Origin of the sequence: Lysinibacillus sp. NPDC056232 (assembly GCF_042267565.1) — a bacterium.
GTDB lineage: Bacteria > Bacillota > Bacilli > Bacillales_A > Planococcaceae > Lysinibacillus.
Genome location: NZ_JBHJTF010000004.1, coordinates 143,606 through 155,483, shown reverse-complemented (window position 1 = coordinate 155,483; position 11,878 = coordinate 143,606). Strand labels below are relative to the sequence as shown.

General features: G+C 37.7%; 9 protein-coding genes. 1 reads left to right on the top strand and 8 read right to left on the bottom strand.

Translation table 11 applies throughout. The features are described 5' to 3' along the window. Window positions 1-303: 303 nt before the first annotated feature. The 4 genes from ytpR to ACFCYJ_RS05220 all read right to left on the bottom strand — a co-directional run bounded on the left by ytpR (window position 304) and on the right by ACFCYJ_RS05220 (window position 3,666). On the bottom strand, window positions 304-918 hold the full coding sequence (ytpR, locus tag ACFCYJ_RS05235; RefSeq protein WP_376071578.1) for a YtpR family tRNA-binding protein: 615 nt from the start codon (window positions 916-918) through the stop codon (window positions 304-306). Further along, window positions 915-1,739, bottom strand: coding sequence for a DUF1444 domain-containing protein (locus ACFCYJ_RS05230; RefSeq protein WP_376071575.1), 825 nt, complete (start codon window positions 1,737-1,739; stop codon window positions 915-917). Before ACFCYJ_RS05230 ends, ytpR begins: the two co-directional genes overlap by 4 nt. 256 nt (window positions 1,740-1,995) lie before the next feature. Further along, window positions 1,996-2,517, bottom strand: coding sequence for a DUF84 family protein (locus ACFCYJ_RS05225; RefSeq protein ID WP_376071572.1), 522 nt, complete (start codon window positions 2,515-2,517; stop codon window positions 1,996-1,998). 72 nt (window positions 2,518-2,589) lie between these two features. Then, window positions 2,590-3,666, bottom strand: a complete 1,077-nt coding sequence (locus ACFCYJ_RS05220) for a M42 family metallopeptidase (RefSeq protein WP_370045081.1) — start codon at window positions 3,664-3,666, stop codon at window positions 2,590-2,592. Window positions 3,667-4,014: 348 nt separating this feature from the next. On the opposite strand from ACFCYJ_RS05220, the gene ACFCYJ_RS05215 reads away from it, so the two are divergent. After that, a complete protein-coding gene (locus tag ACFCYJ_RS05215; protein WP_376071568.1) occupies window positions 4,015-4,329 on the top strand; it encodes a hypothetical protein in 315 nt (104 codons plus the stop codon). Between the two features lie 81 nt (window positions 4,330-4,410). On the opposite strand, the gene ACFCYJ_RS05210 is transcribed toward ACFCYJ_RS05215, so the two are convergent. From ACFCYJ_RS05210 to ACFCYJ_RS05195, 4 genes are all read right to left on the bottom strand, one after another. Beyond that, window positions 4,411-5,637 carry a carboxylate--amine ligase gene (locus ACFCYJ_RS05210; protein WP_376071566.1) on the bottom strand — a complete coding sequence of 409 codons (1,227 nt, stop codon included), beginning with the start codon at window positions 5,635-5,637 and terminating at the stop codon, window positions 4,411-4,413. 665 nt (window positions 5,638-6,302) lie between these two features. Then, window positions 6,303-7,880: a peptide chain release factor 3 gene (locus tag ACFCYJ_RS05205; RefSeq protein WP_376071563.1), complete on the bottom strand. Its 1,578-nt coding sequence runs from the start codon at window positions 7,878-7,880 to the stop codon at window positions 6,303-6,305. 297 nt (window positions 7,881-8,177) lie between these two features. Then, window positions 8,178-9,644 carry a UDP-N-acetylmuramoyl-L-alanyl-D-glutamate--2,6-diaminopimelate ligase gene (locus ACFCYJ_RS05200; RefSeq protein WP_376071679.1) on the bottom strand — a complete coding sequence of 489 codons (1,467 nt, stop codon included), beginning with the start codon at window positions 9,642-9,644 and terminating at the stop codon, window positions 8,178-8,180. A gap of 651 nt (window positions 9,645-10,295) precedes the next feature. Beyond that, complete coding sequence (locus ACFCYJ_RS05195; RefSeq protein ID WP_376071676.1) at window positions 10,296-11,684, bottom strand: aldehyde dehydrogenase; 1,389 nt, start codon at window positions 11,682-11,684, stop codon at window positions 10,296-10,298. Window positions 11,685-11,878: the final 194 nt, after the last annotated feature.

The window sequence follows — 11,878 nt, the reverse complement described above, 5'->3', positions numbered from 1 at the left end:
ATCAATTATGCCTCGGCATAATTGTTGCTGTCGCTTCGCTTTCGCACAGTTAAAACCGTGTTGCTGTCGCTTCGCTTTCGGTACAGAAAATAATTGCTGAAAGAAGTTAAATGTCTATAACAAAAAGCATACCATAAAAATGTAATAGAAACTTGTATTTAGAGGCTCATTCTAGACAAAAAAATCGTTATGTTACTAGCATATTAGTAGCATAACGATTTTAAGTACATATAACCAATTTGGTCTTGATATTAATTGGGCTATTGCTTCGCTTTCGCAAAGTTAAACCGTGTTCCGGAGACTTTATTTAGTTGGTGCTTCGAACGCACTACCAGTTTTCGCATCTTCTGGTAATACTAAAATTCCTTTTTCAGAAGGTGCATTTGGAATTGCTAATTCGCGTGCTGAACATAGCATACCGTATGATTCAACACCTCGCAAATTACCTTCTTTAATAAGCATTCCAGAAGGCATTACTGCACCGATTTTTGCTACGACAACCTTTTGACCTGCTTCCACATTTGGTGCGCCACATACAATTTGTAATGTTTCGTCACCTACGTTTACAGAACAAATGCTTAGTTTATCAGCATTCGGATGCTTGTCCTTTGTTTCTACATAGCCTATAACAAATTTTGGGGAAAAATCTACATCTAAGCTGATTTCAGCTCCATTTTTTGCAATAGCTGCCTCTAGCTGTGCTACTAATTCTGGAGTAACTTCAACTAGACCTTGTGCTTCAGTTTGTATATAGTTGCTGGCATTAAATAAATTAAATGCTTTAATTTCTCCTGTTTGTGCTTCCTTTAAAATAGCGATATCACCCGCACGTTCTACCTTTGTTTTCACGATTGATTCCGTCGCTAATTGTACTAGCAGTACATCTCCTACATGCTCTTTGTTGTAAAATACATTCATTTTTTCTCTTGCTCCTTTTTAACTCTGTTTTTTGCTAATATAAAGATCGGTTCTAGCTCCCCATCTTCATAAATAAAAGATAATGACGTAATCGGTACGGTACCGACAGTAAAGAAATGCATTGTCATCTGTGCTAATACATCATACCCTGTTTCATTACGAATATCACCTACTATTAATACATCCTGGTGTGGCACAGATAACGTCATGTCGCCCTCAATTTTAGTCTGCATTTCTTTCAAAAAGCTTTCATTTAAAATACGACTTGCATCGTAGCCATCATTAGCATTAACAAAATAGAAAACATTTCCTGAAACTTCATCTTTCTTATAAACTGTTGGTAGCTGCTTTACGGAGAATCGTGCCATTTCACGAACTTTCTCTACTGTTAATTGTAGTGCCTCTAACATGGATTCATCAATAAAACGATAGGTTTTTCCTAAATCAAGCGCATAAAAAATACGTGTTTCGGCTGTATGTTCAGTTGTGATGAATGCATGTCCCTCCTTCGAGGCTTGAGGGTAGGATGTCGCACGAATAACTGGATAAATTTGCGTAGTAGTTTGGAATCCTTGTTCCATTTCTTGCTCCATCGCATTAAAGGTTTGCTCGATTGTATAAACGACTTCATCGATCGCAGCCCCTTGCTTGTCATTATATTTGGCTAAAATACCTGGTAGAGAAAGCTCCATCCCTTTACCAATCTTTTTATGGTTTAGACGTAATTTATCGTGCTTTTTGTCAAATTCAAACTCAAACTTTTCCTCATTCAATTGTTGTTTTAATAGGGACACAAGTTGTTCTGATTTAATTTGTTTCACCTAGTTCACACCCTTTCTTCTAAATTAATTTAGTTTCAGTGTATTGATCACTTTCGCGAAAATAATGTCACCGGACGTGACGTTTATAAACCGGGTTCCTCTATTGTAGCTTACTATATGCCAAATGAAGAGAAAACGGCTCACATATTTGTGAACCGCTCTGTTCAAAACTATCCAATTATCTATTTTAAAAAAATTATTTTAAAGTTGCAACTTTACTATCCTTTACTATTCCAGTATCACTAATCAAAAGACACTAGTCATGTGCTAATGTGAATAAATATTGGCCAATAAGAAGCGAGACTATATGCTCGAACATCATCTGTCGACTTACTAACCCTTGTGTGAAAACACCTACAGCTCCCGCACCTTGTCGGATATCTCGGCGTTGTGTATAGTGCTCCATTACTGGCCCAAGTTCCTTCCCAGCTCTTATTTCCTGGGCAATTTCTTCTGGTAATATAATTTGTGCGCCAGCAGCTGTATAAGTTTTGCCATTTGATACTGTAAGTGCTCCCCAGTTACAAACGTACATTACACCATCAATTTCAGTCACTCCACCCTCTAATCCAAATGATAATTGCGCACCCGTCTCTTTGATTGCGTTTTGCGAACGGTTAATTGCTCCCAATCGTGTTTCTTCATGAGTCATTGGTTGATCAGATACTTGTGAAGCAGCCTTAACGTAGGTGAAATTTGGTTTATCAAAATATTTTCTAGCTATAACTTCAACTGCCTCTGTTTTTGCTTTGTTTTTTGTACCAATAGTTATGTTCATTTTCTTAATCCCTCTTTCTTCGCATAGAAAAAGATGCCCCTAAAGGCATCTTTTAATTTCTGTGGAATTACTTTACACATTAGCGCGAATCGTTGCTAATGTCGAACGATCTGCTTTCTTCACTAGTTCCACAATTAAAGCTTTTGCAGCTGCATAGTCATCAATATGAATAATTGACGCAGACGTATGAATATAGCGTGAGCAAACACCAATTACTGCACTAGGAACACCGTCATTTGCCGTGTGCACACGTCCTGCATCCGTACCACCTTGTGATACAAAATATTGATAAGGGATATTATTCGTTTCCGCAGTATCTAAGATGAATTCACGCATGCCTCTATGTGTAACCATCGTACGGTCAAGAATACGTAATAATGTGCCTTTTCCAAGCTGACCAAATTGATTTTTTTCTCCTGACATATCATTTGCAGGTGAAGCATCTAGAGCGAAGAATAAATCTGGTTTAATCATATTTGCGGACACTTGAGCACCTCGCAAACCAACTTCCTCCATAACATTCGCACCTGAATATAAATGTGAGGCTAGCTTTTCATCCTTAACTTCTTTCATCAATTCAATTGCCAATCCACAGCCATAGCGGTTATCCCAAGCTTTGGCCATAATTTTCTTCGGATTGGCCATTGGTGTAAATGGGCAGACAGGGATAATTGATTGACCTGGACGAACACCAAGTGCAATAGCATCTTCTTTATTGTCTGCACCAACATCTATAAGCATATTTTTAATATCCATCGGTTTAGAACGTTCAGCATCGGTTAATAAATGTGGGGGTATTGATGAAATCACACCTGGAATCGCGCCATTTTTGGTAAATACCTCAACGCGTTGCGCTAGCATTACCTGATTCCACCAACCACCTAATGTTTGAAAGCGGATCATCCCGTTATCGGTAATAGAAGTAACCATGAATGCCACTTCATCCATATGACCAGCAACCAACACTTTTGGTGCATCAGCAACTTCACTCCGCTTCACACCGAAAATACCCCCTAAATTATCCTGAACGATCTCATCCGAGTACTTTTCCAACTCAGACCGCATGAATGCACGTACTGCATGTTCATTACCCGGCGCACCTGGTAATTCCGTTAATGTTTTAAATAATTGTAATGTTTCCTCATTCATGTTGACTCTCTCCCCACGAAGTAGAATATTCTTCCTTGTCCATTGTAACATATATATCTATTTTCAGCGGAAGACTCCCATTTCCCAATGAATAGCGGGATAAATGCGCGTGTAGTTCATCTTCAAAGGGTATCTCAAATTTGCTGAAGTATTTATCTGTGCAAAAGTGAATCGGCAGTAACAAATGATTTCTGTACGAAAACGTAGCGGCAGTAACAATTACGCCAAGCGAAATTAAATCCCAAATTCGCAATATTGATACATTTCCTAAAAAGTGCTAACGTGTGAACGTGCATTCACTCTGTATGCTATGTTAAAATAAAGCTATAGAAAAAGGAGGAAAAAAGCATGAAATTACGTGATTTTTTAATTGGTGTTGCTACTGGCCTTGCTGCCGCAGTCATTGTTAAAGAAGCAAGTGAAAAGGTTTCTCCGTATGTACCTGCAGGACAAGTACTTGAAAACATAAAAAAGGAATTTAAAAAGGATTCACCGATTGACGGTTCTTGGATTTTTATGAAAACAGACAATTTCTCAAACGGCATTATGACTATTCCTGTATACCGTGGAGGGATCTCTCGTTTACACGAGGGTGAAATGCAAACATTTGAATTTGCTGCTGACGCTCGCTCAGGTGTTGTAGTAGAACTCACAGAAGTATAACGTTACTCAACAATACACGAACAAAAATTATAGAACCCTACAAAAGAAGCCATCTCAGTTATTTGAGATGGCTTCTTTGTTTTACTCAGTCAATCCTTTATTGTTGAAGTACTTTTTATATTTTCGATAATAATTTAAATTATTTAACGTTAGCTTCACCCAACGTTTTGCATTCATATCTTGGTTAAAGTAAAGAGAGTTTGTATATTTCCCTTCACGAATTAATTTTTTCGCTTCTAGTTTAAGCTTTTCATTTGACGCATATTTGAATAATACACCTTTAGGAATAACCATCCATAAATGCTTATCCTGAACATAAGTTACTTCCTGTTCAATATTTAACATATGGTCATCTGCTACATACTTCATTAAATTATGACCACTTGCTGTAACATAATAGCTTGAGCGGCCATTACGCAAATTGATTTCAAACAGCTTATACTGTTTGTCGCGCATATCGTATTTCATATCGAAGTTAGCAAAGCCTGTATAACCGATCTCCTCTAAGAAAAAGCGTACTTGATCCATTAATTCTTTATCGTATGTTGTAACGATTGCTGCATAACTACCGATTCCCTCAGGTGAATGCTCTTCCAAGATTGGATTTCCTAGACACATCAGCTTCACTTTGCCGTCTTTCCCTACATATGCATTTAATACACGCATATAAGAATCGTCACCTGGGATGAATTCTTGAATAATCATTGTATCCTGATAGGTTGAGCTATAGATTGCTTTTAAAATTGCTGTTTTTTCCGCTTCATCATGTGCAACGAACACTTTTTTCTTACCTGGGAATTTACATGCCCAGTATTCCACCGAGTTCGATGCCTTTAAAATAATTGGGTAGTCAAATGGTGGTGTAAAGTTTTCATAATTGTTTGCTGTCACAGTCGTCGTACCTGGATATTTAAAATCGTACTTATCACACATTTTATAGAAATTTTCTTTTAATAAAATTTCATCCATAAGGGATTCATCAATGTATGGTACTGTAAAATGCTCCTGCAATGCTGGCTTATTTTTGATAATAAGCTTTGCATAATCATCTCCACACGCTAACAACAGTAATTTTTTATCAGAATATTTTTTTGCGACCTTTGCAAGTGCAGGTGCAAATACATCCTGTTCATTTAAGCGATCAATCTCTTCGAAATTTATGATATGGCTGTCTTGCGTTGCTGTTAAATGTGAACGTCCTAATACAAGTGGTTTAATACCATATGCCTCATAAAATGCACGTGCCATACCATATGCATTCATATCTGATCCTAGTAATACTGGTAAAAATGGTTGCTCAGTTGCCATGTATTTTCAACTCTCTTTTGTGTTTTAGTATAGCTTTTAGTGTATCATATTTTCCAAGATGTTCACGAAAAAAGTGTCAAAAAAATGGGGTGCAATTAAGCACATCTTCAAAACTTTAGGTTGATTTCTGTTCCTACTATGCAACTACAATAACTTATATCACTTAGCTTACGTTTGCATAAAACAATAGGCGAAGTTACGTTTTATCACTATAAATTAGAGTGACATACCAGAGATACATACTTTGTGAAGCGTTTGATTGGAGTGGAGACTGGGCGACTCCTCGGGGATTAGCAATAGAGGAACGCGAGTGAAGCGGCTCATCGGATGCCCCCAGGAAGCTTTGCTCTGTGCGAAAGCGTAGCGACAGCAACAATTGTTTTATCTGTGCGAAAGCGTAGCGACAGCAACAATTGTTTTATCTGTGCGAAAGCGTAGCGACAGCAACAATTGTTTTATCTGTGCGAAAGCGTAGCGGCAGCAACAATTGTTTTATCTGTGCGAAAGCGTAGCGACAGCAACAACAAAGCGCCCAGTCGGAACGGAAATCAACCCACGTTATGCTGATGAGGCTTATATTCCCCAATACTGTATATATTCTACATATAGTTCCAATTTTCCTTGTAAAAAAACACGAATCGCAACATGTCGATTCGTGTTTTTTATTATAAAAGGCTATACAGTTTAATGTTTTCGTTTTTATCAGCAAACCAACGCATAGCAAATTCATTTTCAAATAAGAAAACAAAATTATCAAAACGGTCTTTTACAAGCATTGAACGACCTGAAGACATTGATTCTTTAACATCCTCTTCGTTTTCAATCCATCTTGCAATTTTCGAACCAATTGGCTCCATTCTCACTTCAACATTATATTCATTTTTCATACGATGCTCAAAAACTTCAAATTGCAATTGACCAACTGCTCCAAGAATAACTTCTTCTGTATGCAATGTTTTATAATATTGAATGGCGCCTTCTTGCACTAATTGTAAAATCCCTTTATGGAATTGCTTAGATTTCATAACATTTTTCGCAGTAACACGAACAAATAACTCCGGAGTGAACTGTGGCAATTTTTCAAATTGGAATGTCTTTTTACCACCTACGACTGTGTCGCCAATCTGATAAGTACCTGTGTCATATAAACCGATAATATCACCAGCTACTGCTTCATCTACTGTTTCCCGGTCATCCGCAAGGAATTGTGTAGATTGTGTCACTTTGAATGATTTACCTGTACGAGATAAAGTCATGTTCATGCCACGTTCAAATTTACCTGATACGATACGCACAAAGGCAATACGATCTCGGTGTGCAGGGTTCATATTCGCTTGAATTTTGAAAATGAAGCCTGAAAACTCCTCATGCTCAACTGGATCAATAAATAGTTCATTCTCAGTAATGCGAGGCTGTGGTGTCGGTGCAAATTGTAAATATGTTTCAAGGAATGTTTGTACACCGAAATTTGTTAAAGCAGAACCAAAGAAAACAGGTGTTAATTCACCACGACGAATTTTTTCTTCCGAGTACTCATTACCCGCTTCGTTAAGCAACATAACATCGTCCATTGCTTGTGAATAATAAGAAGTCACCTTCATCGGATGCTCGACTGCAAGTTCCCCATTTTCATCAATTGGCAAGAAACGTTCCGCTTCATCAGAACGGAATTGCTCGATACGTTTATTATAACGATCATAAATACCTAGAAACTCTTTACCCATACCAATTGGCCAGTTCATTGGGTAAGCGTTAATGCCTAGTACCTCCTCAAGCTCTTCAATCAGCTCAAGTGGCTCCTTCCCTTGACGGTCAAGTTTATTGATAAACGTAAAAATCGGAATACCACGCATTTTACAAACTTTGAACAGCTTTAAAGTTTGTGCTTCAATACCTTTGGCAGCATCCACGACCATGACAGCACTATCCACCGCCATTAATGTACGATACGTATCCTCCGAGAAATCTTGGTGTCCTGGTGTATCCAAAATATTGACACGTGATCCATTATAATCGAATTGCATAACTGAAGAAGTTACAGAAATCCCACGTTGCTTTTCAATCTCCATCCAGTCAGATGTTGCAAACTTACCTGTTTTCTTCCCTTTTACCGTACCGGCATCACGAATCGCACCACCAAATAGTAAAAGCTTTTCTGTAATCGTCGTTTTCCCAGCATCAGGGTGACTGATAATGGCAAAAGTTCGACGTGATAATATATCTTTTTCTAAATTTGAATTCATCTCGTCATTCTCCTTTTTTCATACTTACTAATAATAAAAGAAGACTTGCCTTTCTTACAACCTTTTTACATGAATTCCCCAAAAAAGAGGTTTCGATTGAATACTTGGCGAGGCCCAATGCAGATAGCTCCCTCAAACATTCCGATGATAATCATTAGACTTTCACCTTCATGTTAACCCAAAAAGAAAACCCCTTATTACTAAAAGGGGTTTCTAAGTATGGTGAACTTATCGCATGATTGCATGCATTACGTTCACACTATCGTACGCTCTAACATCCTTATTGGAGATCATCTATTATACAAATTTTAAATGGCCAGCTTCTATTGCAATATCCGCATCACTATGTGGATATTTAGTATTCTCAATAATTTGATAATCTTCATGGCCTTTACCAGCAAAAATAATTATATCTCCTGGTTCAGCAATCTCAATCGCATGGCGCACAGCCTCAGCACGGTCTCCTATACATGCATAATTTTCGTGTAACATCCCTTTGGCAAGATCACCAGTAATACTATCGTATTCTTCATAGCGCGGGTCATCTGTCGTTAATATAACGTAATCAGCGGCTGATGCCTTTTCTGCCATTGTTGGACGTTTCGATTTATCACGATTGCCGCCTGTGCCAACTAAGAAAATAAGCTTGCCTTTTTTATATGGTTGAGCTGAAGAAATCGCCTTTTCAATTGCATCAGGTGTATGTGCATAATCAATAAACATCTGCACTGGTAAATCTGAACAAACTTTCTCCATGCGTCCCTTTACTGGTGGTAATTGCTCAATTTGCTCAATAATTGATTCTATTGAATAACCACGACCATAAAAAGCAACCATAGCAGCAAGCACATTGTATATATTAAATTCCCCAAGTAAATGCATTTTCACATGAAATATTCCCTCTGGCATTTCAACGTCAAAAGAAGTCATGAAATCATGATACTCACAGTTAATAGCTCGGAAATCAGCTATTTCATTTTCCAAACCATATGTCCATACTGGAAATGGTGTCATCGCTGCATAACGCTCTGACCAAGCATCATCGGCATTTAACACGACAAATTTATTCTTTTCTAAGTCTTGTCCAAGTTGAGAGAATAATAAGCCCTTCGCATGGCCATATTCCTCCATCGTTCCATGGAAATCAAGATGATCATGTGTAAGATTTGTAAAAATAGCTACATCATAATCTACGCCAGCTAGACGTCCAAGTGCTAAACCGTGTGAAGACACCTCCATAGTCATTAATCGGCAGCCTTCCATTTTTGCACGGAAAATCATTTGTTGAGTCGATAATGCATCGCTTGTAGTATTGGCTGATTCATATAAAATACCATTTAAATTAAAGCCAATTGTCCCTGATAGTGCAGATTTCTCGCCCATACCATGCATGATGTTTTGAATAATACCTGTTACCGATGTTTTCCCATTTGTTCCCGTTACGCCAATCATTGTCATATCTTTTGATGGATAGTCAAAAAACTTTGCAGCTAACAAGCCGACTGCTCGATCCGTATCTTTTACAATGACCTGCGCAATCGTTTCTCCTAATGGTAACTGTCGTTCTGTCACAACAATTGTTGCGCCACCTTCAACAGCTTTCTGTGCATAATTATGACCATCTACCGTATAACCTTTTATACAAACAAACATACTATTTGGTTGCACACTTCGTGAATCAATTACTATATCACTCACTTGGTCAGGTAACACTCCAATTATTTTTTTCAAAGGTAATGCATTCAACAATTCCTCTGCATACATTTCATAGTCCTCCAATCAATCTCTACATTCATTTCATCATTTGCTGTTTATTCGACAAGAAATGACAAGATGAATACCCCCACATTCTATTGAATTCATTTTACTACTTATTCGCCCATAAAGAAAATGCTTGTTAAGACGTTTTTTCGATGAAAACGCTATCATTTTAATATATCTTTAATATTTCATCGAAATTTGCCTCCTCACCATAACGTGGAGTTGATTTCCGTATCACAGGATGTGATGGTTTTTGCCTTCGTTCCTCTATTGCTGATCCCCAAGGAGTCACCTAGCCGGAACGAAGATCAACTTATATAAATGGCATCTCCAATATTTAATCTGAGCGCTCAAAATAACTTGGCTTATTAAAAATCAACATTTATCGACAATCGGAATTGATTCATGTATGTTGGCAGATATATTTCGGAGAGCTTGTATCAATTATGCCTCTGCATAATTGCGTTCAGAGGTTTTAGGCCAACAAATATTTTCTGTGCGAAAGCGTAGTGCAACGTAGCGTCAGCAACAACAACACGATGTTGGTCAGGTGTTTTCATAGGATGTGAAGGTCTTAGCCTGAGTTCCTCTGTTTCAGCGATACCTAAAAAAGGGAGGTGTCAAGAATCTTTAGGGATTCGACACCTCCTTTTACTATTTCATTATAGTTCGCACAAGCTTAACCTTTTGTTTATAAGGGGGAAAGAGAACATTCGTCTCTAACTTAGAAGATTTTTTTAATATTGATTTGGGATGTGTAAAGTTTTCAAAACTGGCCTTCCCGTGATATGCTTTTACCCCTGATGACCCGACACCGCCAAATGGCAAATGTAAATTTCCCACATGTGTAATCGTATCATTAATACATCCGCCACCAAATGGTAATTCCTCTAAAAAGTACTGGATCGCTTTCTCATGCTCGGAGAAAAAATACGCCGCTAAAGGCTTTGGTAACTGACGAATTTGGTGAACGGCAATCGGTAAATCATCATACATCATCACAGGTAAAATCGGACCAAATAGTTCATCCTGCATCGAAGGACTTGACCATTTCACATATTCAATAATGGTAGGCTCCATATACAAATCATCACGATCTGTTCTACCACCAAATGTAATGGCATCACGTTCTTCTACAATAATTTGTTGTAAACGATCAAATTGTCTTAGACTGACAATACGGCCGTAGTCAGGGCTTTTTATTGCATTTTTACCATAGAAGGAACGAATTGTTTCCTTCAATATTTTCATAAATCGGTCATAGACATCTTTATGGACAAGGACATAATCTGGTGCCACACAAGTTTGTCCAGTATTTGTGAATTTACCCCATGCAATTCTTTTCGCCGCTACTTCTAAATTGGCTGTTTGATCGACAATTGCGGGACTTTTCCCGCCAAGTTCGAGGGCAATTGGTGTTAATCGTTCCGCTGCTGCTTTTGCAACAACTTTTCCGACTGCCACACTCCCTGTAAAAAATATATAGTCAAAGGACGCATGAATAAGTGCCGTCACTTCTTCTTTCTCGCCTTCCACAACACGCACGTATGAAGGATTAAATGTTTCTTCAATTATTTTTTTAACGATTGCTGCTGTATGCACAGATGTTTCTGATGGTTTTACAATAGCCGTATTACCACCCACAATTGCACCGATTAATGGCTCCATAACAAGTTGGAATGGATAATTGAATGGACCAATGATTAATGTTACGCCATATGGCTCTCTGACAATAAAGCTTTTTCCCATCTGGTATTGAATCGGTGTTTTTACCGCTTCAGGTTTCATCCATTCTTCAATATGCTTTACCATATAAGAAATACTATCTAAAACAATGCCAATTTCTGTTGCATATGCCTCAAACTCACTCTTTCGTAAATCTAAATACAGAGCATTCAAAATTTCTTTTTCATATTTTAAAATCGTTTTCTTCAGTTTTAGTAATTGCTCTTTTCGAAATTTTGTACTCTTCGTCGCTCGAGAAAAATAAAATTGACGTTGCTCTGTAATCATATTTTCTACATCTTGCGTCGTAAAATTCATCATAAAAGCACCCCTTTTTTTAAAATGGCATACATAGTTTTTTCATTTCGAAACAAACTATCTTTGTCTATACGATACAACATTGACAACCAAAATTCCTCTTTCTTAAATGGGGGATATGTAAAGAATAAATTAGAACTGTAGACGGTTTTGTGATTTCGGGAAATTTACAACTACATATTGAAAAATTGAAA

Excerpts from the sequence above, each read along its gene's own strand:
- ytpR (WP_376071578.1), bottom strand. The coding sequence starts at position 918 with ATGAATGTATTTTACAACAAAGAGCATGTAGGAGATGTACTGCTAGTA.
- ACFCYJ_RS05225 (WP_376071572.1), bottom strand. The coding sequence starts at position 2,517 with ATGAACATAACTATTGGTACAAAAAACAAAGCAAAAACAGAGGCAGTT.
- ACFCYJ_RS05220 (WP_370045081.1), bottom strand. The coding sequence starts at position 3,666 with ATGAATGAGGAAACATTACAATTATTTAAAACATTAACGGAATTACCA.
- ACFCYJ_RS05215 (WP_376071568.1), top strand. The coding sequence starts at position 4,015 with ATGAAATTACGTGATTTTTTAATTGGTGTTGCTACTGGCCTTGCTGCC.
- ACFCYJ_RS05210 (WP_376071566.1), bottom strand. The coding sequence starts at position 5,637 with ATGGCAACTGAGCAACCATTTTTACCAGTATTACTAGGATCAGATATG.
- ACFCYJ_RS05205 (WP_376071563.1), bottom strand. The coding sequence starts at position 7,880 with ATGAATTCAAATTTAGAAAAAGATATATTATCACGTCGAACTTTTGCC.
- ACFCYJ_RS05200 (WP_376071679.1), bottom strand. The coding sequence starts at position 9,644 with ATGTATGCAGAGGAATTGTTGAATGCATTACCTTTGAAAAAAATAATT.
- ACFCYJ_RS05195 (WP_376071676.1), bottom strand. The coding sequence starts at position 11,684 with ATGAATTTTACGACGCAAGATGTAGAAAATATGATTACAGAGCAACGT.